This window comes from Bacillota bacterium, from assembly GCA_024653485.1.
GTDB lineage: Bacteria > Bacillota > SHA-98 > UBA4971 > UBA4971 > UBA6256.
On the sequence record JANLFY010000001.1, the window covers coordinates 24,854 to 50,194 of the forward strand.

Annotated in this window: 17 protein-coding genes; all 17 read left to right on the forward strand. The window is 63.8% G+C overall.

The features are described 5' to 3' along the window. Nucleotides 1-30 precede the first annotated feature (30 nt). On the forward strand, nt 31-1,098 hold the full coding sequence (gene prfA / locus NUW12_00115) for a peptide chain release factor 1 (GenBank protein ID MCR4401179.1): 1,068 nt from the start codon (nt 31-33) through the stop codon (nt 1,096-1,098). Continuing rightward, nucleotides 1,091-1,984 (forward strand): peptide chain release factor N(5)-glutamine methyltransferase, encoded by an 894-nt coding sequence (gene prmC, locus NUW12_00120; GenBank protein MCR4401180.1) that lies wholly within the window; start codon nt 1,091-1,093, stop codon nt 1,982-1,984. The genes prfA and prmC overlap by 8 nt, the downstream gene beginning before the upstream one ends. A gap of 89 nt (nt 1,985-2,073) precedes the next feature. Continuing rightward, nucleotides 2,074-3,258: an L-threonylcarbamoyladenylate synthase gene (locus NUW12_00125; GenBank protein MCR4401181.1), complete on the forward strand. Its 1,185-nt coding sequence runs from the start codon at nt 2,074-2,076 to the stop codon at nt 3,256-3,258. Further along, entirely contained in the window at nt 3,255-3,779 is a 525-nt protein-coding gene (locus NUW12_00130; GenBank protein MCR4401182.1) for a low molecular weight protein arginine phosphatase, read from the forward strand. Before NUW12_00125 ends, NUW12_00130 begins: the two co-directional genes overlap by 4 nt. Nucleotides 3,780-3,813: 34 nt before the next feature. Continuing rightward, nucleotides 3,814-4,263 carry a ribose 5-phosphate isomerase B gene (rpiB, locus tag NUW12_00135; protein ID MCR4401183.1) on the forward strand — a complete coding sequence of 150 codons (450 nt, stop codon included), beginning with the start codon at nt 3,814-3,816 and terminating at the stop codon, nt 4,261-4,263. Between the two features lie 2 nt (nt 4,264-4,265). Then, nucleotides 4,266-4,895, forward strand: coding sequence for a uracil phosphoribosyltransferase (upp, locus tag NUW12_00140; protein ID MCR4401184.1), 630 nt, complete (start codon nt 4,266-4,268; stop codon nt 4,893-4,895). Between the two features lie 19 nt (nt 4,896-4,914). Then, complete coding sequence (locus NUW12_00145) at nt 4,915-5,433, forward strand: cytidine/deoxycytidylate deaminase family protein (GenBank protein ID MCR4401185.1); 519 nt, start codon at nt 4,915-4,917, stop codon at nt 5,431-5,433. A 160-nt stretch (nt 5,434-5,593) separates the two neighbouring features. Continuing rightward, complete coding sequence (locus NUW12_00150; GenBank protein ID MCR4401186.1) at nt 5,594-6,646, forward strand: undecaprenyl/decaprenyl-phosphate alpha-N-acetylglucosaminyl 1-phosphate transferase; 1,053 nt, start codon at nt 5,594-5,596, stop codon at nt 6,644-6,646. Between the two features lie 116 nt (nt 6,647-6,762). After that, nucleotides 6,763-7,914: a UDP-N-acetylglucosamine 2-epimerase (non-hydrolyzing) gene (gene wecB, locus NUW12_00155; protein MCR4401187.1), complete on the forward strand. Its 1,152-nt coding sequence runs from the start codon at nt 6,763-6,765 to the stop codon at nt 7,912-7,914. Nucleotides 7,915-8,104: 190 nt separating this feature from the next. After that, complete coding sequence (gene murA, locus NUW12_00160; protein ID MCR4401188.1) at nt 8,105-9,400, forward strand: UDP-N-acetylglucosamine 1-carboxyvinyltransferase; 1,296 nt, start codon at nt 8,105-8,107, stop codon at nt 9,398-9,400. 260 nt (nt 9,401-9,660) lie between these two features. Then, the gene (spoIID, locus tag NUW12_00165) at nt 9,661-10,698 is read left to right on the forward strand and encodes a stage II sporulation protein D (GenBank protein ID MCR4401189.1); all 1,038 of its coding nucleotides are present in this window, start codon (nt 9,661-9,663) and stop codon (nt 10,696-10,698) included. A gap of 213 nt (nt 10,699-10,911) precedes the next feature. Beyond that, nucleotides 10,912-11,826: a peptidoglycan DD-metalloendopeptidase family protein gene (locus tag NUW12_00170; protein MCR4401190.1), complete on the forward strand. Its 915-nt coding sequence runs from the start codon at nt 10,912-10,914 to the stop codon at nt 11,824-11,826. A gap of 115 nt (nt 11,827-11,941) precedes the next feature. After that, nucleotides 11,942-12,196, forward strand: coding sequence for a sporulation transcriptional regulator SpoIIID (spoIIID, locus tag NUW12_00175; GenBank protein MCR4401191.1), 255 nt, complete (start codon nt 11,942-11,944; stop codon nt 12,194-12,196). A 147-nt stretch (nt 12,197-12,343) separates the two neighbouring features. Next, entirely contained in the window at nt 12,344-13,366 is a 1,023-nt protein-coding gene (locus NUW12_00180; GenBank protein ID MCR4401192.1) for a rod shape-determining protein, read from the forward strand. A gap of 438 nt (nt 13,367-13,804) precedes the next feature. Further along, nucleotides 13,805-15,478, forward strand: coding sequence for a phosphodiester glycosidase family protein (locus NUW12_00185; GenBank protein ID MCR4401193.1), 1,674 nt, complete (start codon nt 13,805-13,807; stop codon nt 15,476-15,478). A 31-nt stretch (nt 15,479-15,509) separates the two neighbouring features. Continuing rightward, nucleotides 15,510-17,561, forward strand: coding sequence for a hypothetical protein (locus tag NUW12_00190; GenBank protein ID MCR4401194.1), 2,052 nt, complete (start codon nt 15,510-15,512; stop codon nt 17,559-17,561). A gap of 176 nt (nt 17,562-17,737) precedes the next feature. Then, nucleotides 17,738-25,285: a translocation/assembly module TamB domain-containing protein gene (locus tag NUW12_00195; protein MCR4401195.1), complete on the forward strand. Its 7,548-nt coding sequence runs from the start codon at nt 17,738-17,740 to the stop codon at nt 25,283-25,285. Nucleotides 25,286-25,341: the final 56 nt, after the last annotated feature.

Here is a 25,341-nt window from a genome sequence, read left to right on the forward strand (position 1 = left end):
TGTCCTGTCGCTGTATTGGGGGTGAGATGGATGCTGGACAGGCTTGACGCGCTCGAACAGAGGTATGAGGATCTCGAGGCGATGCTTGCCGATCCGGAGATAGTGGCGGACCAGGCGAGGTTCCAGAGGTCGGCGAAGGCTCACGCCAGCCTCGAAGAGATCGTTCTGAAGTACAGGCAATACAAGAAGACCCGCGCCGAGATGAGTGAGGCCAAGGAGATGCTGAGATCCGGCGTGGAACCCGAACTGGAGGACTTCCTCCAATCCGAGCTGGACAGGCTGAAGGACGAGGAGGCTCGACTCGAGAAGGAGCTCAAGATCCTTCTGCTTCCCAAAGACCCCAACGATGAGAAAGACGTCATCGTGGAGATCAGGGCGGGCACGGGCGGCGAGGAAGCCGCGCTCTTCGCGGCTGACCTCTACAGGATGTACGCTCGATACGCGGAACAGCAGGGATGGCAGATCGAGATCATGAGCTCGAACCCCACTGATCTGGGGGGATTCAAAGAGGTGATATTCGCGGTCCAGGGGCGTGGGGCGTTCAGCAAGCTGAAGTACGAAAGCGGCGTGCACAGGGTGCAGCGCGTGCCCACTACGGAAGCGGGCGGGCGTATACACACGTCTACGGCGACCGTTGCCGTACTGCCCGAGGCTGAGGAGGTCGACGTGGAAATCCGCCCCGAGGATCTTCGCATAGACGTGTACCGGTCCACGGGCCATGGCGGGCAGAGCGTCAATACCACCGACTCAGCAGTGCGAGTGACCCACCTTCCCACAGGCATGGTCGTGACCTGCCAGGATGAAAAGTCGCAGCTCAAGAACAAGGAGAAGGCCCTGCGTGTGCTGCGCGCCCGTCTGCTCGACAAGCTCCAGCAGGAGCAGAAGGCAGAGGTGGACGAGGCGCGACGGATGCAGGTGGGCACGGGCGAGCGGAGCGAGCGAATCCGAACGTACAACTTCCCTCAGAACCGTGTGACGGACCATAGAATCGACCTGACCCTATACAAGCTGGGACAAGTCCTGGAGGGGAACCTCGACGAGATAATCACGGGGCTCATCACGGTCGATCAGAGCGAGAGGTTGAAGAAGATTGGCTAGGCCTGTCGGGACAGTCTCGGTGCGTGATGCGCTCCGAGCGGCCACTGCGCGCCTCGCCGAAGCTGGGATCCCGACCCCGCGTCTGGACGCCGAGGTGTTGCTGGCGCACGTGCTCGGAACGGGGCGGGAGCACCTGTACGCCCATCCGGAACAAGTGTTCGACGCGGGCGAGTGGCAGGATTATCAGGCAGCCATAGAGCGGAGGCTCACGAGGCTGCCTGTCGCGTACATAACAGGCAGGAAAGAGTTCATGTCCCTCGAATTCCTCGTGGACCAGAACGTGCTCATTCCGAGGCCCGAGACGGAGACCTTGGTCGAAGCGGTCATAGCGCGATTGCGCGAATTGGGCGCCGGGGCGCCTGTTCTCGTTGCCGACATAGGCACCGGCAGCGGCGCCATAGCGGTGAGCATCGCCTGGTTCCTGCGTCAAGCTTCGGTGATAGCGGTGGACATCTCTCCGGAGGCGCTTCGCGTGGCACGCGAAAACGCCAGACGTCACGAGGTCCTGGACAGGATCGAGTTCCTGGAGGGCGATCTTCTATCACCCCTTGCGGGGCGAGGTCTCGAGGGCAGGATCCTGGCGGTGGTGAGCAATCCTCCGTACCTCTCCCGCAGAATGATGGCAGGCCTCCCGCCTGAAGTATCCAAGGAGCCGCGCGCGGCCCTCGCGGGGGGTGAAGCCGGGCTCGACTTCACAAGGGCGATCCTTGGTGGCGCTCGGGCATATCTCGCGCCTGACGGATTCGTGGCGCTCGAGGTCGGCCACGACCAGGCGGAGACGGTGAGGCTCCTTGCCAAGGAGGAGTTCGGATACGCAGATGCCGAGGTAGTGCTGGACTACGCGGGAATCGAACGCGTTGTCATGGCGGGCATTTCTCGCCTGTGAGAAAGGCAGTCGCGGGAAAGGGGGCGCGGCGGCCGGCCGGCTTAGGTGCGCGGCCGCCGGGCAGGGTGGAAAGGTGCACCAGCGTGATAGTGAACGGGACCGAGGTTGTGAGGCTGGACCCAGGTCGGCCTGACGTTGGCGTCATCCGTCGGGCTGCGGGGATCATTCGCGCCGGTGGTCTCGTGGCGTTTCCCACGGAGACCGTGTACGGCCTTGGTGCGAACGGCCTCTCGGCTTCGGCTGTCGCGAGGATATTCGCGGCCAAGGGACGGCCGCAGGATAACCCCCTCATACTCCATGTGGCCACCCCGGAGGATGCCCGGCGCGTCGTGGCAGGTATCCCACCTCTCGCGCAACGGCTAATGGAGAGGTTTTGGCCCGGACCGCTCACACTCGTCCTTCCGAAGAGGCCGGAGGTGCCGGACGAGGTTACGGCCGGCCTTCCCACTGTCGGGGTTCGGATGCCGGACAACACCATCGCCCTGACCCTGATAGCGGAGACGGGGGTTCCCATCGCTGCGCCCAGTGCGAATGTGTCGGGCCGCCCGAGCCCCACGTCGGCGGAGCACGTGGTCGCGGACTTGGCCGGGAGGATCGACATGGTTCTAGACGGAGGCAGTTCCACGGTGGGCGTTGAGTCAACCGTGATTGACATGACCTCGAGCCCTCCGCAAGTGCTTCGACCCGGAGGGGTCAGCGTCGAGGAGCTCGAAGAGACCCTTGGGGAGGTGGCGGTGGCTTCCGCGGATCTCGTTGCCTTGGACCCTGGGGGCGCGGTCCCGTCACCCGGGATGAAGTATACGCACTATGCTCCGAAGACCCCTGTGGTTCTAGTGGAGGGCGAGCCTCGAGCCGTTGTCGGGCGCATAATCCTCGAGGCGGAGGCCTGTCGCGCCGTAGGAAAGAGAGCGGGCGTGATGTGCTCCAGAGAGACGGAGGGCCTCTACGCTGGCAGGGCCGACGTGGTGCGTGCCGTGGGATCGCGAAAGGACTTGGCGAGTGTGGCGGCTGCCCTCTTCTCCACACTTCGCTCGTTCGATGGGGATGCGTTGGACGTCGTGTTCGCCGAGGGGTTCGACCAAGCGGGCCTGGGCTTCGCCATCATGAACAGGCTTCGGCGCGCTTCGGGTGGCCGCGTCGTCTACGCCCGGGGGCAAGCGGGCGGTGCCGTGAACGCGACGCAGCGCTGTGGCGACGCGGCGGAACGTGGGGCACGATCGCGGGGGTTGGAAGGGCAGATCCATGGAGGTGGCGCAGGAGGTGGCGCGCGATGACGCTGCCGAGGCGGATTCTCGTGGTGTGCACAGGCAACACATGTAGGAGCGCCATGGCCGAGGCCATGCTGCGACATGCCCTCGCCGAGGAGTTTGGCGGCGCCGAGGGAGTGGTCGTCGAGTCCGCCGGGATTTTCGCACGCGAGGGCGACCCTGCGTCGGAGAATGCCAAAGCCGCCCTGGCGGAGCGCGGAGTGGACATTTCGTCGCACCGCGCTAGGCTTCTTACCAGGGACATGGTCGAAGGCGCAGATGTGGTGCTCGTGATGACATCGGCTCACAAGCAAGCTGTGACGAGAATATGCCCGTCGTCGGAGGGCAAGGTCTTCACCCTGAACGAGTTCGCGGGCCTCGAGTCGGAGCTTGGTCCAGACACTCACGACCCATTCGGAGGCTCCATCGAAGTGTACCGCGCCGCCGCTGACGACCTCAGGAGAGCGGTCGACGGCGCGACGAGAAGGATCAGAGGGATGTCGATCGAGAGCCGCGCGCCCTCGGAGGAACCTCCCAGAGTTGAGTAGAACCGTTGTGTGCTTGTCAGGAGGTGTTGCGCGAGTGAGAGTCGCCATCGGCAGCGACCATGCGGGCTTCGAGATGAAGGAGATCTTGAAAGGGTTCATCGAGTCCTTAGGGCATGAGGTGGAGGACTTCGGGGCGCCCTCGGCGGACCCAGTGGACTACCCCGACGTGGGCTACCGTGTGGCGAAGGACGTCGCCTCCGGCCGGTCCGATAGAGGGGTCCTCATCTGCGGGACAGGCATTGGCATGTCCATCGTGGCGAACAAGGTGCCGGGGGTGCGAGCCGCGCTGGTGGGAGACGCTCAGGTCGCAAGGCTTGCCCGAGAGCACAACGACGCGAATGTCCTCGCACTAGGAGCTAGGGTCATCGGGCCGGAGGCGGCACGCGATATCGTCAAGACATTCCTTGAGACGGGCTTTGCGGGCGGTCGACACGCCCGACGGCTGGAGAAGATCGCTCTTGGAGAAGCGGGAAAGGGGAAGTGAGAATGTCCAGAGTCCATCTAATCGATCATCCTCTCATTCAGCACAAGCTCACGTTCATCAGGGACAAGAACACCGGGTCGAAAGACTTCCGTGACCTCGTGAGCGAGGTCGCGACCCTAATGGCATACGAGGTCACGCGGGACTTTCCTCTCACGGACGCGGAGGTAGAGACGCCGATAGGGAAGGCCAAGACCAAGGTGATCGCGGGAAGGAAGGTCGGTATCATCGCCATCCTCAGAGCAGGCCTCGGCATGGTCGACGGCATGCTGAGGTTGATACCCGCGGCGAAAGTCGGCCATATCGGCATCTACCGTGACCCGGAGACCCTGAGACCCGTTGACTATTACTGCAAGCTTCCACCGGACGTGTCCGAGCGTGACTTGATAGTCGTGGATCCGATGCTCGCGACGGGTGGGTCCGCCACGGCGGCCATCAAGTTCATCAAGGATCGCGGCGCGACCAACATCAAGCTGGTGGTGCTCATCGCCGCGCCGGAGGGCATCAAGATGGTGCAACAGAACCACCCAGACGTCGACATCTTCACGGCGGCCATAGACGAGCGCCTGAATTCCCACGGGTACATCGTGCCCGGCCTGGGTGATGCGGGGGACAGGCTGTTCGGAACGAAATGAGAGGGAGAGGCGACATCGTTTGAAACGCGAGACCGTGGCCAAGACCCTCGGGCGGCCTTCGTGGGACGAGTACTTCATGGAGATCGCGAAGCTGGTGGCCAGCCGCTCCACGTGCCTCCGCCGACAAGTCGGCGCCATTGCCGTGAGGGACAGACGTATCCTTGCGACAGGGTACAACGGCGCGCCGACGGGCCTGGCCCACTGCGGCGAGGTAGGGTGCCTTCGCGCTGAGCGTGAAGTACCTTCGGGTGAGAGACACGAGCTGTGCAGAGGTCTGCATGCGGAGCAGAACGTCATAATCCAGGCGGCACTGCACGGCATAAGCATCAAGGGGGCGACCATATACTGTACAAACCATCCGTGCGTCCTCTGCGCCAAGATGCTGGTGAACGCGGGCGTGCTAGAGATAGTGTACGCCGGGGACTACCCAGACGAGCTCGCGTCGGTGATCCTTGGAGACGCGGGGATAAATGTGAGACGCTTCCTTTCATCTCGCAGCAGGCTGGTCGACGAGCCATTTCGTGTTGGGCCACCTTGACGGGCGTTTCCCGGCAAGGTTAGAATGGGGTTGACTAGGCCCGGAGCTGGACGTCCCCAAGGGACGTCCAGCCGCGGGTTCCTGCCGGGCGTTGGGACAGCGCCTGTCGCGCAGGATATGGTCAAGGCTCGTTCAGTCGGAGAGGAAGTGCGAAACCGGTATGTCTTCGTATGCCCTCGCGTTCGCGGAAGCCTTCGCAGTGACCCTTGTTCTCACGCCGATAGTGCGCGCCTGCGCCTTGCGCGCGGGCCTGGTGTACATGCCGAATGCACGCACGGTTCACAGGTTGCCCATGCCGGTGCTGGGTGGAGTGGCGATATTCGCGGGGTTCGTGATGACGGTCCTTCACCGGGTGGGCCTCGGCGGCGACACAGTGGGTCTGCTGGCGGGGGCTGCCGTGGTCTTCGCGGTCGGGGTACGCGATGACATGCGCGAACTCGGCGCCTTGCCGAAATTCGCTGGTCAGCTCGTTGCGGCGCTCGTGGCGGTGTGGCTCGGTGTGCGCATCGAGTTCGTGACCAATCCCTTCGGCCCCGGAATGGTGTACCTGGGCTGGTGGGGCGCCCCTCTGACGGTTCTCTGGATACTCGCCCTCACGAACGTCGTGAACTTCCTCGACGGCCTCGACGGGCTCGCCGCAGGGGTGTCGTCCATCGCGGCCTTTGCGCTCTTCTGGGTGGCCGCCGCCCGCGGCCAAGTCTTCGCCGCCACTCTTGCGATCGCCCTTGCCGGTGGCGCGGTCGGGTTTCTCCCGTTCAACTTCAACCCCGCGAAGATATTCATGGGCGACGCGGGCGCCATGTTCCTTGGTTACTCAGTGGCGGTGGTCTCAGTGGAAGGGGCTCTGAAAGGCGCCGCCACCATCGCTCTCGCCGTCCCCATGTTTGCTCTGGGAGTGCCGATCATCGATACCGCTTTCGCCATCGCGCGCAGAGTCCACAATGGAACCCCATTCTATCGGGCCGACAAGGACCACATCCATCACCGCCTGCTCGCGAGGGGGTTCTCCCACCGCGGCGCGGTGGTCCTGATTTACCTCGTAAGCGGCCTGCTTGCTTCGATCGCCGTGTTGGTGGCGCGGGTTCACGCAACGGTCACGCTGTACTTGGCCGTCGTGCTGGTGCTCGGCTTCCTCGTGGCCGGTGTGAGTCGGCCTGGCAGGACTTACACCCGTACTACGGCCCAAACGCGCACCCAGGCTCCCCATAGATAGGCAAGACGCACCCGCCGGATAGAGGCGCCGGAAGGTGGTAGCGCGATGCGTCCGCGGGGTCCGGTCCGCCCGACCGGTCGTGGGATGGCCGCACGCCGGGGTGAGGAGGTCCTCTCATGTCGCGAAAGAAGGTCATGCTGGTCTTCGGGACGCGCCCGGAGGCTATAAAGATGGCACCCGTAGTGAGCACCATGCAGGGCTGCGACGCCATCAAGTGCGTGGTCGCGGTGACCGCGCAGCACCGAGAGATGCTCGACCAGGTTCTAGACCTGTTCGATGTCGAGCCCGACTACGACCTCGACATCATGCGTGAGGGACAATCCCTTGCCGACATAGCCACGCGGGCAATCGCCGGGCTCGAGGCCGCCATGGCGAAGGAGAAGCCCGACCTCGTCTTGGTCCACGGTGACACGTCGACCACGTTCATTGCGAGCCTCGTCGCGTTCTACCACCAGGTGCAGGTCGGCCATGTCGAGGCGGGGCTCCGGACCCACGACAAGTACTCTCCATTCCCGGAGGAAATGAACAGGCGGCTTACGGGGTGTCTAGCTGACATTCATTTCGCGCCCGTGGAGAACCACAAGAGGAACCTACTGGCGGAAGGGGTAAGGGAAGAGGCGGTCCACGTGACGGGCAACACTGTGATAGACGCCCTCATTGACGTAGCGAGGCGACCGTACGAGTTTCGGGACCCGGTCCTTGCCGCCATCGATTTCGACCACAGGAAAGTGCTCCTCGTCACGGCGCACCGCCGGGAGAACTGGGGAGAGCCCATGCGCGAGATCTGTCACGCACTCAAGGACATCGTGGACGCCCGACCCGACGTGGAGATCGTCTTTCCGGTCCACATGAACCCGCTCGTGAGGACGGATGTGATCGACGTGCTTGGAGGCGTCCAGCGGGTCCATCTCATAGACCCTGTGGACTATCAGGCCATGGTGGCGCTCATGAAACGGTGCTACATGGTGCTTACGGACTCGGGTGGGCTGCAAGAGGAGGCGCCGTCCCTGGACAAGCCTGTCGTGGTCTTGCGCAACGTCACCGAGCGCCCCGAAGGCCTCGAGGCAGGCACGCTCGTTCTCGCGGGGACGGACCGCAGACGCATCGTCGAGCGCACGCGGGAGCTTCTGGAGGATCCCGAGGCCTACCAGAGGATGGCATGCGCCCGCAATCCATACGGCGACGGCCATGCATCGGAGCGCATCCTCGCAGCGGTCCTGTGGAGGTTAGGCATTTGCCGAGAGCGCCCGGAGGATTTCTGCGGGTAACCCGGGGCTCGTCCTCTGCCATTAATTGGGTATCCGGGGTTGAATATCCAGTTGAAGACGTAAGCCTCCGATGGTACACTCACTCCGTGGCTGTCGGAAGCCCAGTTGGGGTTCTCCGCGGCCGCAAGAGGCCGTCAAGAGGCCGGGTTGCCTGGGCAGTCGCCGGGCCGTTCTGAGAGGAGGAAACCGCTTGGACAGCATCCTCATCCGGGGAGGGGTGAGGCTTTCGGGCCGGGTGGTCATAAGCGGCGCGAAGAACGCTGCGCTGCCCGCCATAGCGGCGGCGCTTCTCACTGCTGACGAGGTCGTCCTGACAGGGGTTCCCGCCCTGGACGACGTGGGAACAATGTGCGAGCTCCTTGACAACCTCGGTGTGTGTGTGAACATGACACCCGGTCGCGTGAGGCTTCGCGCTCCTCGGGCGACGGCACGGCCGGCGCCGTATGACCTTGTCAGGCGGATGAGGGCATCGTTTCTGGTCGCGGGCCCGCTCCTGGCGCGCTTCGGAGTTGCGCGCATGCCAATGCCTGGCGGATGCGCGATCGGCTCTAGGCCGATAAACCTTCACCTAAAGGCGTTTGCGGCCATGGGGGCGGATCTCACCATCGGGAACGGCTGCATCGAGGCTGTGGCGCCCGCCGCCGGGTTGCGAGGCGCGCGGGTGTACCTGGACTACCCCAGCGTTGGAGCGACCGAGAACGCTCTGATGGCGGCTGTCTTGGCCGACGGTGTCACGGTCATCGAAAACGCTGCTCAGGAGCCTGAGGTGGTCGATCTGGCGAACCTTCTCTCTGCCATGGGCGCCAAGGTAAGGGGCGCGGGCACCGGCGTTGTAAAGATCGAAGGTGTTGACGAACTCCGCGGGGCTTCTCACACCATTGTGCCTGACCGCATCGAGGCCGGCACGTACATGGCAGCCGCGGTGATCACCCGCGGTGACGTGCTGATCGACAACGTGGTCCCCGAACATCTTGCGGCCACCATATCAAAGTTGCGCGAGGCGGGCGCTGTTGTAGAGACACAAGGGTCGAGCCTGCGCGTGAGCTCTTCGGGTGAAGTCCGGCCTCTCGACATCAAGACCATGCCGTATCCAGGGTTCCCCACAGACCTACAAGCTCAATTCATGGCGCTCCTTTCCATTGCGAGTGGAACGAGCGTCATCACCGAGACAGTCTTCGAGAACAGGTTCATGCACGTTGACGAGCTCGCCCGAATGGGTGCGAGGATCAAGATAGACGGCCGATCCGCAGTGGTAGAGGGAGTGGAGACTCTCTCAGGAGCTCCGGTGAGGGCTACGGACCTCCGGGCTGGTGCAGCGCTTGTGGTAGCGGCGCTAGCGTCGCGGGGCGAGACCGAGATCTTCGGTGTGGGTCACATCGATCGCGGGTACGAGGCCATCGAGCACAAGCTACGCATGCTCGGGGCGGTGATCGAAAGACGCACCGATGTCCGAGAGTCTTTGGCGGCCGGCGCGGGCGCACTGTAGGCACGGGACGCGCGCGGCCGGGTTAGGGCAGACGAAGGGGACGAGACGAAGGGAAGGACAATTGGGGACGAAGGGAAGGACCGGTCTTTGGGCACTGCGGGGTCGGAACCCGCAGCAGATGGAGAACGGCGCCCGGCCGCAACTGGAACGCGGCCGGGCGCACTCTTTCGGGGCGTGTTCTATTCTGCCCCCGAACCGCGTAAGGATAGCCAGGAGTCCACCATAGACAAGCGGCTGTCGTTCATCAGGGGGCAGGCTGGATGGACAGGGCGGTGATCTTCTCCGTCGGGTTCTGTATACTGGTCGTCCTCGTGGTGCCTTCCGTGCTGGTAAGAGGTTGCGACTACGGGGTCGAGCCGCGGCAACAGGCGGCGGGGCCCACCGTCCGGGTATTCGTGACCGCGACCGGGCAAACGGTGGAGATGCCCCTCGACGAGTACGTGCGAGGGGTTGTGGCTGCTGAGATGCCGGCGTCGTTTGGAACGGAAGCGCTGAAAGCGCAAGCTGTGGCGGCGCGTACGTTCGCGGTCAAGAGAATGAGGCAGTTCGGCGGTCCCGGGTGTTCGGCTCACCCAGGCGCCGACGTGTGCACTGATCACCTGCACTGCCAGGCGTGGATATCCGACGACGAGTTGCGAAAGAAGCTCGGCTACCTCGAATACCACGCCTATGCTCGGAAGATAGCGAGCGCAGTGGAATCGACCTCGGGGAAGATCGTCACGTACCGGGGCGAGCCCATTGAGGCGTACTACCATGCGGCCTCGGGTGGGTCGACCGAGGACTCCGAGGATGTGTGGCAGGCGGCCGTCCCGTACCTGCGGGCGGTGTCCACGGAGTTCGAGGCTCGAGAACCCAGCTTCCAGCAGCTCGTGGAGTTCACCGTGACGGAACTCGAAAAGAGGCTCGGTGTGAAACTCACTGAGAGGAAGGTGAGGACGTACAAGGTTGCCGGTAAAGATGTGCAAGTCGTCGCAGAGGAAAGAATGGACCGGCCCATCGAGGTGCTGAGCGTTACACCGGCCGGTAGGGTCAGGGAGATCCGCGTGGGCGACAAGGTATTCTCTGGGCACTCTCTGCGCGAGCTCTTGGGACTTCGCTCCACCAAGCTCACTTGCCGAATCGTGGGAGACAAGGTGTGCTTCGTTACCACCGGCTACGGCCACGGAGTGGGCATGTCCCAGTACGGGGCGCAGGTCATGGCCCAGGCGGGGAAGACCTACGCGGACATTCTCAGACACTATTATCCCGGCACCGAGGTCACGGTCTTCGCGGCGCTTGCGCCCGAGCAGCTACCCTGACCGCCTCCGCATCGTCCAGTGCCCTTCCCACCACTCACCCTGTTCGGCGTCTGCATAAGGCTGCATAGACAGGAAACAACAGGGGAGAATATACGCCGGGGTGATGGTATGGAGGGAAGGACGAGGAGAAGGCACAAAAGGCTTTCTGTGGGGGGAATCTGGGCGCGCCTCGCCGCACACGCCCGGCGGGTGCTGCGAGGAGCGAGGCGGGGAATGGTGGGCGCGTGGCGCGGCATCCTGAGAATCATGCCGCCGCGCGAAGCAGCGATAGTCGTGATCATGGGAGGAGTCGCGTTCGGGCTCGGAGTGGCTCTCGGGCGGGTCACCGCGCCGCCCGCGGCGCCTCTGGATCAAGGGTACGTCACCATCGAGCATGTAAGCTCTCACGAGCCTGGAACCGAGCCTTCCGTCGTGGGTGAGGAGGGGCCGCGCCAAGCGGCGGAAGAGTCAGGGCAACCGGGCGTGATCGCGCCCGTCTCCGGGGCTGGCTCGTCTTCTGATGATGAAGGGAGGGGAGTGGTGGGGCCGGTGCCGAGTCTGGGAGTGACGACCCCTTCCCAGTCGCAGCTGCCGGCGACGGCATCATCGCTCCAACCGGAGTCCCTGCGTTCCGCGGATCGCGAAGGCGCGGGCGGCGCTGCCGCAAAGCCCGAGATGCCTGCCGCGTCTGGCGGATCTTCCGCGGCGAGGCCCGCCGGTTCCTCCGTCCAGACCCCTAAGGAAACGACGGCGCAGGCATCCAGGCGTGAGAAGATGCTCATGCCGGTGCAGGGGAGGATCATCTCGGAGTTCGGGTGGAGAAGACACCCGGTGTTCGCCGACTGGCGTTATCATACGGGAATTGACATCGCCGCTTCCGAGGGCATCCCCGTTCGGGCGGCGCTGTCCGGCAAGGTAGTCGAGGTGGACACCGACAGGCAGCTTGGGCTGTACGTAGTGCTCGAGCACGAAGGAGGACTCCGCACCAAGTACTGCCACCTTGAGTCTAGTCCGGCGTCTTGCGGGGATTCGGTGGCCCAAGGCGAATCCATAGGCATGGCCGGGTCTTCGGGGGTCACGTCAGGGTGTTACGTCCACTTCGAGGTCATCAGCGGCGGCAAGGCACAGGACCCCAGGAAGTTCCTGTGAACATCTGAAGAGAATCTCTAGGTGAGGCAAAAGGCCCTGCCCCGGCAGGGCCTGACATATCTCGCTGCTCTCCGAATATACATTGTATCAAACCGGGGGCAGGGGGGCAGGCGAGATGAGAGAATACATCCGGCGTCGGGTGCTGGACGTGGCTGGCCACATCATCGAGACCAAGTCCACGGTCAGACAGGCTGCCAAGCTATACAACGTGAGCAAGAGCACTGTCCACAAAGACGTCACGGAAAGACTGCCACTCATCAGCAAGCAGCTCTCGCGGAAAGTCAAGCGCATCCTCGAGCAGAACAAAGCGGAGCGGCACATCCGCGGAGGAGAGGCCACGCGGAAGAAGTACCGTCAAAAGAAGAGCTAGGTTCCAATCTTGGGGAGGAGATCCTTCTGGTCTGTAGAATGTCCCCTCGTGGGGTTTTTTCGTGTGGGAGCGGTGGATAAGCCCCCTGATGTCGCCGGAGGATGGGCTGCCCTCCTCGTGGGGCGCGGGCTCGGGAGGAGTTGAGCCATGTTCGGGCTTTCGGTGGATGTGGGAATAGATCTGGGCACTGCCAATACGAAGGTGTACGTAAAAGGCAAAGGCGTGGTCATCCGCGAGCCGTCCGTGGTGGCTCTCGACAGCGAGACCAGGAAGGTGCTTGCCGTCGGCGAGGATGCCCGGCGGATGATCGGTAGGACGCCTGGGACCATCACGGCAGTGCGCCCAATGAAAGACGGTGTCATCGCCGATTACGACATCACCGAGACGATGCTGCGCCATTTCCTGGCCAAGGCGTGCGGCAGGCACACTTTCATACGGCCGCGCGTGGTCATCTGTGTTCCGTCTGGAGTCACGGGGGTCGAACGCCGCGCGGTACTGGAGGCGGCCACTCAGGCCGGAGCACGCCAGACATACCTCATCGAGGAGCCCATGGCCGCGGCCCTCGGCGCGGGCATCGACATCTCGGAGCCCTCAGGGAACATGGTGGTGGACATAGGAGGCGGAACGACGGACATCGCGGTCATCTCCCTGTCAGGCATCGTCGTGACCGAGTCGCGTCGCGTTGGGGGGGACAAATTCGACGAGGCGATCATCAGGTACATCAAGAAGGTTTACAACTTGATGATCGGGGAGAGGACCGCCGAAGACATCAAGATCCAGATCGGAACAGCGTATCCCCAAGGCGAGGGGCTGTCCACCGAGATCCGAGGCCGCGACCTCGTGACCGGCCTTCCACGGACCATCAAGTTCACGTCCGCTGAGACTTTCCAGGCTCTCACGGAGCCGATCGCCGAGATAGTAGACGGGGTCAAGGGAGTGCTCGAGCGCACGCCGCCAGAGCTAGCCGCCGACATAGTCGACAAGGGCATCGTGTGCACCGGAGGTGGGTCGCTGCTCTCGGGTCTCACGAACCTGCTCGCCGACGAGACCGGTATACCGGTACAGACCGCGGAGGACCCCATGAGTTGCGTTGTCCTTGGAACGGGCAAGATCCTCGATGCCCTGGATAGGTTCAGAGAGAGCGTCGTCGTGGCGACGAGGTCCGTGTGACGGGCCGCATCGCCTCGTCGTGCCGACTCCTCGTATCGCAGTCCCGCCTCAGCCTCGTACCTTTGCAGGCAGCTAGATGTCCCTCCGGCGTCAATCGGTGCGCGCGTGGCGGCAGACATCGTGCGCCCGGAACGACCCCACGTATCCACAGGGAGCGCGGCGGCGAACGTCGCAAAAGCAGCGTTGGGCACCGGCGGATCCTGGCGTGGCCGACGTGGTAGCCGACGTACAGGACACCGATCGAGTAGAGCGTCGGGAATGGGGTCACGGGAAGCTCGGTTTCAGGCGAGCTCACCTTCTGAGGCTGAGGTGAGTGCGGCCACGCCTCGTCCACAATTTGGCACGCACGTTCATCGATGGCAGGAGAGGATAGAACGATCCCGTAGCGAACACTAAATGGAGCTTTGGGAATCGAAGGATGAGAGGAGGCGGGCGGCGATGGAACGTTCCCGTTTCACATCAAACGTTGGGGGCAAAGCCGGGGCGGGCTCGGCGCGACGAGCGCTTCGGCGGGTCACCACGGTGGCGGCTGCGGCGACCTGGGCGGCAGTGGTTGTGGTTCTGCTGTGTGGTAGCGCGCTTTCGCAGACGATGCCTGGCGGAGGCACCCCTGATCAGGCGGGGATCATCATAGGGACGGCGAATGGACCGCTTGCGATTCCCGCAGTGTTCAGGGGACAATGCTTGTTGCTGCCCGCGACGTTCGTGTCAGAGACGCTCAAGATGCCCATGAGGTACGATCCTGCCTCACAGCGGCTCACATTCAGCATACCTGGCGGATCACCGGCGAATGCCATCGAGGTGGTGCTACATCAGCGCAAGTGGAGGTTGTCATCGGGCGAGGTCCGGGAATTCGCCGAGGCACCTACCACGGCGGCCGGTATACCGTTCGTGCCCGCGGACCTTCTGGCGATAACCGGCGAATACGAGGTAAGCTGGGATGCCCAGTCGAAGGTGGTGTATCTGCGCGGCCAGGACGATCCGAAGACTGTCATGACCGACGTAAGATTCAGTATCTATCCCGACAGGGTGCGGGTTGTCTTCGACTTCACGGGAGAGACCGGATACGAGGTCGTCCAGATGAAGAACCCGTCGCGAGTCGTGGTGACTTTCGAGAGCACGTGCGTGTGGGGCGCGATAGACCGAGTCATCGGCGACGTCGCGGTTAACCAGGTGAGGGTCGCTCCTCCGGAGAACGGAAAGGCCAAGGCGGTCTTGGACTTCAACTACGTCCTGCCCGACGTGAAAGCGTTTTGGCTCAAAGACCCTGCAAGGTTCGTCGTGGACGTGCCGAAACTGTACGACACCAAAGCCTCGCTCACAGTAACTCGCGGGGTGCGCTACACGGTGGTGAACAAGGGGACCCCGGCAGGGCCGCTCACAGTAGACGTCCTCGAGGTCGACGTCAAAGATCCGACCGTCTCGGTGCGACCCACGTTAGCAGGAAAGAACGGCGCGACCGGTCTGGCCAGGGTCAGCGAGCTCGTGGCGAGGGAGGGCGCGATCGCAGGGGTGAACGGGGTGTTCCACTCGGCCGACGGCACGCCGCTGGGACTCATGATCATCGACGGGCGAATGAAGGCGCCTCCCTTGATGAACCGCACAGCACTCGGGATCACGTCGGACGGCGCCATCGTGATAGACAACGTCTCATTGGACGAGCAAGGCAACCTCATCCCTGACTGGAGAACGCTTGGTGTGGTCCACGCCGTCGGGGGAGGCCCCAGGCTGGTCAAGGATGGCAAGGTGCACGTCACGTCGGGAGAGGAGAGGTTCAAGGCGGACGTGGCCGTTGGTCGGGCACCGCGTACCGCCGCTGGGGTCACTTTCGACGGCAAGCTCTTGCTTGTTGCCGTCACAGGCAGACAGGCTCACCATAGCATAGGGGTCACTCTCGAGGAGCTCGCCAACCTCATGATCGAACTCGGCGCGAAGGACGCGCTGAACTTTGATGGTGGCGGATCGTCTACCATGGTGGTCCGCGAATACGTCATGAACACTCCCTCCGACGGGCGGGAGAGGACGGTTGCGGATGCCATATTGGTCTTCTCGAGCCTTCCGAAACCCGCTCCCGTCGGCCCGTTGCCGTCGGATTCCGTGACATCACCGTGACATTGCCATGATAGACATGGGTGAGACATTGGTGAGGCTTGCGCGTGAAGCCGAGCCGTCGGCGCGCGAGGCCGAACCGGGAAGGGAGAGCGTGTTGATGGCCCAGATTCCAGTGCATCGGAACATGCCCCGGGCGGTGCGGTCGCTCGAGTTTGCGATCGTTCTCTGTCTTGTCGCGGTGTTCGCGGGCGTCGTCGTCACAGTGGATGGTCCCGCCCTCGCGTCAGAGAATCAGGCGTTCATGACCGTGGCGGAGCTGCGCCCGGGCATGAAGGGCATCGGAAAGACTGTCGTGCAAGGCACCCGCATAGACACGTTCGACGTGGAGATCCTCGCGGTCGTCAAAGGGGAGACCGCCACCGGCGACCTCGTGCTGGTGCGCGTGGGAGGCAAGACCGTGGAGGCTTCGGGCGGCATCGCGGCGGGAATGAGCGGCAGCCCCGTTTACGTGAACGGCCGTCTCGTGGGAGCCATCTCCTTCGGATTCGAGAACGCGGACCACTTCGTGGGCCTCGTGACACCCATCGAAGAGATGCTCAAAGTGTTTGCGGCGGCGAAGAGGCCGGTTCCAGGCGTGGCCAGTCTTCCGGAGCCGGTGAGGATCGGAGACGGCCTTGCCCAGCGTGTGGTGCTCGCGGCCTCCAAAGACGAAGCGGCACGGCTTGCAAGCCAAGCGTCTGAGGGGACGCTCGTGATGGTCCCCGTCGCGACGCCCGTGATGGTTAGCGGCGCGAGCAGGCGGGCGTTCGATCGGTTGTCGAAGGGGCTTAGACCCTTCGGACTCATGCCCATCCAAGGCGCCGTAGGCGGGAAGGGACCCCTGGGAAATGCGCCCCCCGCAAATCTCGAGCCCGGGAGCTGCATTGGCGTTCAGCTCGTCAGGGGAGACGTGTCGGTGACGGCGATAGGCACCGTCACATACCGGCAAGGCAGTGAAGTACTTGCCTTTGGTCACTCGCTCCTGGGCAGAGGGAACGCGAGCTACTTCGCTGCGGGGGCCGAGGTCTACGTGGTGGTGGCCGGCGAAACCATGCCGTTCAAGATCGCGAGCCCCCTGGGCCTGGCCGGCACGATCGTCCAGGACAGAACGCATGGGGTCCTTGCGGATATCGGCACGAAGCCGCCGAGCGTCCCCGTCACAGTCTCGGTGCGCGACCGCGATACAGGCAGAGCCAGGATGCTTAGGGCCGACATCGTTCGAGACGAGATGCTATCGACGGATCTTGCCGCAGCAGTCGTCTTGTCGTGCCTCGACGCCACCGTGGACAGAATCGGGCGGGGAACCTCCAGCGTGAGGTTCCAAGTGGAAGGGAAGGGTCTGCCCAGACCCATAGTCAGGGAGAACATGTTCTATAGCCCGTCTGACATCTCGGCCGCGTCCATCAGTGAGGTGGCGGACGCCATTGCTACCATCATCGACAATGAGTTTGCCGAAGTAGAGGTCACGGGTGTGAAGGCCGACTTCGAGGTGGAGGAAGCAAGGCGCACGGCCAGGATTCACTATGCGGAGACTGCGGCCAAGGTAGCCAAGCCCGGGGATACTATCGAGGTCAAGGTCAGACTCCTGCCGTTCAGGGGTGTCGCCGAGACGAAGGTCATCGAGGTCAAGATACCCGAAAGAACCCCACCTGGCACCCTGTGTCTCACTGTGCGTGGTGGAGGGGTGGCGCCGGGGGAAGAGGAAGGCGACACGGGCACCACGGGAAAGCCGTCCCAGCCCACCGTTGCGGAGAGTCTCGAAAACCTCGTGCAGGAATTCATGTCCAAGGAACGGAACTGCGACATCGTGGTGGAGTTCTATCCCGGCGAAGCCTCCGCCGATGAGGACGCGGTTCCAGCGGACGAGAGGTCCGCCCAGGCGGAGGCCTCCGGGGGGCTGAGCCTCTGGCGGGAGATGGGCCAGGACCTTCCTCGCGGCGACGATAAATCCCCTAGGGAACCGGGAGGCATCCCGGGAGCGGAGGATACCGGGTTGGTCAAGGCCACTCTCACCACCGGCTACGTGATCGAGGGCGAGACCACAGTTGAGATAGAGGTGGAGGACGTGGAGTCGGTCTTGGAGGATGATGAGGTCGAGGATTGAGGGGACGACGGCCGCGCAAGACCCGGGCCTACGGGGAATTGACGGAGAATTGATGGAGGACAGGGAGGTCCCAAGGGAACCATGATTTGGAGGTCCCCGCGCGACGCGCGGGGACTTGCGTTACAAAGGAATAGGTTGCTTTGTGTCGAACTATCTCCTGGCTGGGAGGGCAAGCCATGTACGTATCCCGAAGAGGAGCCAGGATAGCGGCCGGTGCGAGCGCGCTTACGCTCGTTGCGGCCGTGTGTTTCGTCGTATACACCCACTTTGCCGCGCTCCAGGTCGCGGCGCTCGCAAAAGCGCATGACCTCGTTCAATCGTCGCTCCAAGAGAGCCTCGGCCGGAAGGTGACGGTGGGCTCCATCACCGCCGCTGGCCTCGATTCCATCGTGGTGTCAGACGTGATCGTGCCTGCCATGCCTGGGGAAGGAACGGGCGCCCCGGTGCTCGAGGTGGATGAGGTCGCCGTCGATTACTCCCTGCTCGACGTGATCTTCCGGCGCAAGCCTCTCGTCCAGACCATCACTTCCGTGACGCTAGTGAAGCCTGTGGCGAGGGTGGGGCGCGCTCCGGACGGCGGTATCTGGCCGCGTGATCTCTTTGTATCTCAGATCGTGTCGCCCGACGGGGTAGAGGCTCTCTCGGGGTCAATAATCGTCCGGGACGGACGGGTGGAGGTCACAGGGGTTCCGGGGCTGCGGGAGACCGTCGCGCTGGAAGGCATCCAAGCCACGGTCTCATCGGTCGGGGCCGGACTTGTCTGGCGGATGAGCGGGCGGACGGGTCCCAAAGCTGAGCTTCGCCTGGCTGCCGCGGGCACCCTGGACATGACGCAGAAGGCCTTCGCCTGTGACGCCACCGTGTCCGGGGCGATGCCCGCCGGAGTCCTCGAAGACTTGCGCCGGGCGTTGCGCGAGCGACCGGATATCCTAGCATGGACCGGCGCTGGGCTCGGTCCTGAGCTCCTGGCGTACCTCGACGCTGAAGGCAAGGTGGAGCTCAGCGGCGGGAAGTTACGGGTCGACGCGCACATACGACCTGGCCAAGATGGGGGGCGTCTAGTGCGGGGAGAAGTGAGCATCGCGCAAGCCGGCGTGGTGGCGAGGGATCCAGCTCCGTGGTTGCGAAGCCTTCGAGGCGTCATCAACCTTGCCTCGGAGTTCCAAGCGGACCCGGCGGGGTTCTCGTGCCAGGGCAAAGTCTCCCTATCGACCGCGCACGCTGAGCTGGACGGAGGCGCCGCGGGGCTTGGTACTATTGAGGCATTGACGCAGGCAGAAGTGGACTTCTGGCAAAAGCCAGGCGAGGCCCTCAGCTTCGAGGGTTGCGCGGATCTCGATATTCCCGACGTCTCTATGGGAGACGTCGTGAGAAGGACCCTGGCCGGGGCTTTTTACGGGTCGGCCAATGCTGGGATTGGAGACGGCGTGGGGACGCTCGAAGTGGACGGCCCCGTCGACGCATCGATCGCCTTTGCCGGCCAGAGTGGGAAGGGCGTTGAGGTGCGCGGCAAGGTCACCATGGCCGCGGGACGCATGCTCGTGGACGATCTCGTGCCTGAGGTGCCGAGAGTGTCCGGGGACGTCGCCTGGGAGCTAGAGTTTACGCGCGACGCGATGGGGGCGCTCACGTGCACGGGCAGGGCACGAACAGAGAGGGCGTCCGTCACGACCGGGCGCATCGCGGGGGTCGGCGATTTCGAGGGGGATGTTCGAGCGAATATGGCCTTTTCCGCGGCGTGGGGCGAAACGACGTCCACCGGCGAATCGGGGAGTCCTGCTCGGCTAGCGGCCACGATGGCTCCCACCTATGAGGGAGAGATAAGCATCCTCTCGGGAACAGTGAGACTAAGCTACCCGGCCCTGGGGCTTACGTCAGCGAAAGGCTCGGTCACCGGACAGGTCCGCCTGAGAGGCGAACACGGCGGCGCCACGGAGTACTCCGGGAGGCTCAGCGTCGCAGACGCGACCGTTGCCATGACGCGGCCGCGGGAAGGCGTGAAGTCTCTCGAGAGCGGTGCCAGTGGAACCATAGAGTTCGAAGGGGCATATCCCGGCAGGGCAAGGTTCGAGGGAAGCGTGGACCTGAGAGAAGGCGGCGTGACCGCTGAGTTCTCCGGGCCGGGCGCGGGCTCCGTTTCGGGAGAGGCGCGCACCAGAGGCACGGTTCGGTTTTCGGGGGAGTATCCAGGGCGTATCGAATACCGGGGGACGATGGACGCGTCACGGGGTCGCTTGGCGGTTCGCGACGTGCCTGGCGGCCTGACTCGCTGGGAGAGCGCGGCTGAGGCTCACGTGGATTTCGGGGGAGCGCACCCCGGCAGAGCTGATTTCAGCGCCTCATGCTCGTTTCCCAGAGGAGAGATGGAGATCTCAAACGGACCCGCGGGCATCGCCCGAGTGTCCGGGCGCACGTACGGCAGGGCGAGCGTGACCGGGAGCCTCCCGGGCGACTTGGAGTACGATGGACGGATCGCCCTCGAGGATGCCGCATTCCAGCTGGCCGACGCGCCCGGCGGGATAGAGTCGCTCTCTGGAACGGCAGACGTCATCGTCGATCTGGCCGGATCCTCCAAAGGCGGTCTCAGGTACTCTGGAGTCGCGGAGCTCGTCTCCGGGCAGGTGGCTGCCACGAACCTCCCGGGCGGCGTGAGAAGTCTGAGAGGACCAGCTCGGGGCGACATGCGGTTTGCGGGGACGTACCCAGGGACCCAGGAGTTCGAGGGCAACGTGTCTGTGAACGGTGCTGACCTGGTGGTTGGCGAAATACCCGGCATTGCGAGGTCGCTGTCCGGTCAGGTGGCCGGGGCGATGAGCTTCCGTGCGGAGGGCGGCAAGGTCGAGGCTTTCTCGGGCAAGGCGGTCGTAGCGCCGGCCACGTTCGTTTCAGACGGAGTCCACCCTGGGGTGACCGTCGCTCGGGGCCCGTTGAAGATGGACGTGGAATTCTCCTCGGCCCGCGACGGGCATCTCGACATCAAGGGCACAGGGGCGATTTCCGGCGCTCACCTGCGTGGTGGGAGGCTGTTCCCAGGCCTTGCGAACGTGGAAGGCGAGGTCGACGCCTCATTCGACTTCGAGAGCACTCCTGAAGGGGTTAGGTACGAGGGAACGGCGAAGATCGTGTCGGGGAAAGCAGCCCTCGGAAGCGATGTGGTTCCCGGTGTCGAGAGAGTGGACGGAAACGTCGTGGCGACGTTGGACTTCCGTGGTGTCGGGGGAAAGGCCGGTACTTACAGCGGCCGCGCGAGGCTCCTCGGAGGGACCATCAAAGCGGGCGAGGTTACGAAGGGAATTGAGCTGATAGAGGGGCCTGTCGACCTTGATGTGGCCTTCTCCGGGGGGGTCGGAACAAGCGCTTCGTATGTTGGCCAGGTTTCCATACGTGATGCGTCCTTCCGAGCCTCGGAGATAGTCCCCGGCATGAAGAGCGTCACCGGAAAGATGTCCGGCGAGATCTCGTTCGCCAGCAAGCCCGACGGCTCAGTCTCCTACGATGGCAGCGCCGACCTCACGCATGCCTCCTTCGCAGCAGGAGCAGTCTATCCGGGGATCACGGAGCTCGGCGGGAACGGCAAGGCCCACTTCACGTTCTCTCATACCGGAGGCTCCGGGCTGAAAGGCACGGCGGAGATCACCGTGACCGGGGGCATACTTGCCCACAACGCAGTCGGGTCTCGGGTCGAGGACATAGCCGCACAAATCACCATGAGCGCCGATCTCATCGAGATCAAGGGCATGACAGGCCGCCTGGGGTCGTCGAGGATCGAGGCTTCGGGATGGCTTCGTCCGGGGAAGAGAGTGGAGCTGGATCTTGCGCTGAAGAGCAGAGACCTCGTCTTGGCCGACCTCGGAAGGATCGGGTTCGCGGGAGCTGGTGGGCAAGCCGCCGCGCTCTCGGGAAGCGCAGCGGTGGACCTCAAGGTGAGAGGGTACTATCCCAATCTACAGTACAGCGGGCAGTTGGCCCTCAGACGTGTCACGGTGAATCACCCAGCGCTTGGCGTGCCGATAGAGGATGTTTCCGGCCCCGTGACCCTGTCCGGAAAGAAGATGGTGACGGAGTCCCTCCAGATGACCGTCGCGGGGCTCCCGGTGACTGCGCGCGGCGAGATCCTCGATCCCCTTAACCCCCGATTCGACGTCACTCTGGCGTTAGCGGATGCCGATATCGGCCGGCTGATGTCGATACTCGCACCCGGAGCCGCGATGGGCGACGGTGACGAGAGAGACCCCGATGTTGGGTCGGCTGCCCCGAACTTCGCAAACCGCGTCTCGGGCAGAGGATCGATCGTTGCGAGGATAACGGGGAGGATAGGTGAAATCTCCACGGAAGGCTCTGTAAACTTCGCGACGCTTGCCGTCCCGGCGGGGGAAAAGGTCATCACCGCAACGAGCGTGAAGGGGAGCTTTCGGTACGCTGACGGCGTGCTCACACTGAGAGAGGTTGGAGCGCAAGTCGCCGACGGCAGCGTCACCATTGAGGGAGCCATGACGCCGGGCAAGGCCTGGCCGGGACCTATCGGGAGCATTGGGTCAGCGGGCCTCGATGGGGAGGAAGGAGCCGGCTTTCCGCAAATCCGCGCCAATGTAAAGCTCAAGGGGGTTTCGGCCGGAGCGCTAGGACCCCTCATCCTTCCTCGTGCATTCGTCCTGTCGGGAACTCTTGATGGCGATTTAGTGGTCGCCGGAGGCGGCCGGTCAGGCCCGCGATTCGACGTGACGGGGTCGTGCCGGATGACCTCGGCACGCGCAGCGTTCGGGAAGACGAGCTTCGACTTTGCTAGCGTCGAGGCTAGTTTCCGAGGAGTCGGCGGCGAGGTAACGTTTGATCGGCTGCTGGCCAGGGGCGCCGACGGCCACGTGGACGCGAGCGGAACGGTGTCGCTGGCTGGCGGAGCGGACTTCCGCGCGACCGTGAGCGGCGCCGACCTGGCGAAGCTGGCGAGTATCGCCGGGTACGAGGGTGCCGGAGGGACGCTCGGATTTGCGGGGACTGTGTCGGTGCGGGGGCGGGACGTCGTCGCGGACGGGCTCGCGGACGTGAAGAGAGGCGTCATCTCAGGCGTTGAGTTTGACTCGCTCACCGGACGAGTCAAACTCTCCCGCACCGAGGCGCGTCTCGAGAACGTGAGCGTGCGCGACGGGAAGGCGTCCTACCTGGTATCAGGGAAGGTAGGTCTCGATGGAGAAGGCGGGCCTGCGATAGACCTGTCAGTCCAGATAAACGGCGTGCCATGTCAAGACGTTCTCTCTCTAGCTAGGCACTCAGGGGCGATGGCCGCGGGCGACCTTCCACTGAGAGGCTTCCTCTCAGGCGAGGTGGTTGTGAAAGGCCCGGCCAAGAGCCCGGGGATCTTGGGTTCGGTGAGAGTGTCCGAGGCTGAGCTATCAGGAGTCAGGCCGGAGCGAGTCGAGCTGGACTTCGCGTTCACCGGGGGCGCGCTCCGCATTGAGGAGCTCAAGGCAAGGGTGGGATCCGCTGAGATTGCGGCGAAGGGTGTGATAGGTTCGGACGGGGCTCTGGATCTCGCGGTCAGGGCAGGTGGGATGGACCTTGCCAGGCTGCCCGTGCCCCTTCCCGGGAACCTGGTTGGTGGCGGGAACGCCTCGTTCGAGGGAAGAGTCGCCGGGCAATTGAGGGATCCGCGCCTGGAAGGAGAGGTATCCGCGACGAACGTGGTCTTGCGGAACGTCCTCATTCCAGGAGTCGCTGGCACTGTCAAGTGGAACGGAAAGGAGATCGAGCTTGCGCCGCTCGCCATTCACGACGGAAGCGGCGATGCGACTGTCACGGGCGTCATCGCTCTCGAGGAGAGCGCGAGGGGACCTCAGGGCGCTTCCACGCTCGACATGCAGATGGAGGTGGAGGGGCTCGCCCTCAAGACATTGATGGACCTCGTCAAGCTGGATTTTGCCGCCGACGCCTCGGGTAAGGTCACCGGCCAGGTGGCGATCCGGGGCGACATGACCGCTCCTGGTGTAGAGCTCGCGCTTCAAGTTTCAAACCTCAAGGTTGCGGGCGTCGCCTTCACGAACGCCGTCATAGACGCGAGGGCTGCCGGGGGAGAGATCGACCTGCGGATGCTGAAGCTCCGCCAGGAAGGTGGCGGTTACCTCGAGGCGAGCGGGACGTCCAAGAGCGGGGGCGAGATCTCGTTCATGGGGTCCGCGCGAGGCTTCGACGCAGGCGTGCTGGCGAGCCTTTTCGGCGTCGGGTACACCGTGAGCGGCACGCTGGACCTCGCCGCCAAGATCGAGGGCACGTCGTCGGATCCGGTGGCCACCGTTGCCATGCAGCTCACCGGCGGGGTTGTGGAAAGGGTGAGGTTCGACGCAATCACAGCTAGAATGTTTTTCAGGGACGGCATGATAACGATCGAAGAGGGTGAGATCGTCCAGGGCGGCCACCGCGCGAGCGTCACAGGCAAGGTGCCCCTCGCAGGCGAGCGTTTGGCGGCCTTGGGGATCGCCGGGCCGGAGAAACGAGAGGGCGGATTGGACGTCGCCATCAAGATGAAAGACGCCAGCCTCGTCTTTCTGATGATGGTGTCTGACCGGATCGAGTGGTCCGAGGGTGTGGCGAACGTGGACCTTCGGGTGACGGGAGGCCTTGACGCCCCGAGGCTCCAAGGCTGGGCAAGCGTGAGCGGAGGCGCTGTGAAGCTGGCGCTCCTCGAGGACGCTCTGAAGGACGTGACCGCCAGGGTGGTCTTCGAGGGCTCCAATGCTTCCATTAACCAGCTCTCGTGTAAGCTGGGCGACGGCACCGTGAGCGCGTCGGGGACGGTTGCCTTCACCAACGGCGGAGACCCGAAAGTGGACCTCAGGTTGACTGGCACGCGGGCACGGATCAGCACGGATCAGCTCCGCGCGGTCGCCGACGCGCGTCTCCAAGTGCGCGGGGCAGCCAGCCGGCCTATGATCAGCGGCGATATCAAACTGGTAAGAGCGGAGTTCACACCGTCTGGCTTCGGGGCTGTGTCCATGCCGGTGGACGCGGACCTCGACGTCGCGGTGTCCACCGGGGACGATCTCAGAATCCGGACGAAGACCATGGACATACGTGCGTCGGGCAGCGTCAAGGTGGGCGGCACCCTGAGGGAGCCGAGCCTGGCGGGCAGAGTGGAGGCGCACCGCGGGTGGTTCGCGTACTTCGGAAACGAATTTGCGGTGCGGGAGGCCGTGGCGGACTTCCGGGAAGATGGCGGAGTGATACCGTACCTGGAGGTCCAGGCCGACACGTACGCGGGATCCACTCTGATACATCTCACGTTGAAAGGGACGCTGCCGGACAGGCTCACTATGGATCTCACGTCGAGTCCACCGAAGAGCCGCGACGAGATCTTGGCGCTCTTGAATTACCCGGGAGCTTTGGCGAAGATCCTCGAGGGGGACATGGAGGGCGCCATGAAGGAAGAGATCGTGCGCATTCTCGACCAGGAACTCAGGCTGCAGCTGGTGGGGGGCATAGAGAGAGCTTTCGAGGACGCCTTCTCTCTGGACGAGTTCCGATTGCAAAGGGGTACGTCCAACGAGTTGACCCTCAGGATAGGAAAGTATGTCGTCGACGATCTTTACCTAAGCTACGAGAGGGGTTTCGGATCGCAGTCCTCGGGGGTGTTGAGGTTCGATTACATGTACGGTCCGGGGGTCGTGCTCACGGGGAAGTTCGACGAGCGAGGAATGTATACTCTCGGTGTTGAGGCCAGGTTGCGGTTCTGAGGCTGTGCGTTCCCCAGACTCCGAATCCAGACTCCGAATGACGTGGACCACGGCTG

Excerpts from the sequence above, each read along its gene's own strand:
- prfA (MCR4401179.1), top strand. The coding sequence starts at position 31 with ATGCTGGACAGGCTTGACGCGCTCGAACAGAGGTATGAGGATCTCGAG.
- NUW12_00130 (MCR4401182.1), top strand. The coding sequence starts at position 3,255 with ATGACGCTGCCGAGGCGGATTCTCGTGGTGTGCACAGGCAACACATGT.
- upp (MCR4401184.1), top strand. The coding sequence starts at position 4,266 with ATGTCCAGAGTCCATCTAATCGATCATCCTCTCATTCAGCACAAGCTC.
- NUW12_00150 (MCR4401186.1), top strand. The coding sequence starts at position 5,594 with ATGTCTTCGTATGCCCTCGCGTTCGCGGAAGCCTTCGCAGTGACCCTT.
- wecB (MCR4401187.1), top strand. The coding sequence starts at position 6,763 with ATGTCGCGAAAGAAGGTCATGCTGGTCTTCGGGACGCGCCCGGAGGCT.
- spoIID (MCR4401189.1), top strand. The coding sequence starts at position 9,661 with ATGGACAGGGCGGTGATCTTCTCCGTCGGGTTCTGTATACTGGTCGTC.
- NUW12_00170 (MCR4401190.1), top strand. The coding sequence starts at position 10,912 with ATGGTGGGCGCGTGGCGCGGCATCCTGAGAATCATGCCGCCGCGCGAA.
- spoIIID (MCR4401191.1), top strand. The coding sequence starts at position 11,942 with ATGAGAGAATACATCCGGCGTCGGGTGCTGGACGTGGCTGGCCACATC.
- NUW12_00180 (MCR4401192.1), top strand. The coding sequence starts at position 12,344 with ATGTTCGGGCTTTCGGTGGATGTGGGAATAGATCTGGGCACTGCCAAT.
- NUW12_00185 (MCR4401193.1), top strand. The coding sequence starts at position 13,805 with ATGGAACGTTCCCGTTTCACATCAAACGTTGGGGGCAAAGCCGGGGCG.
- NUW12_00195 (MCR4401195.1), top strand. The coding sequence starts at position 17,738 with ATGTACGTATCCCGAAGAGGAGCCAGGATAGCGGCCGGTGCGAGCGCG.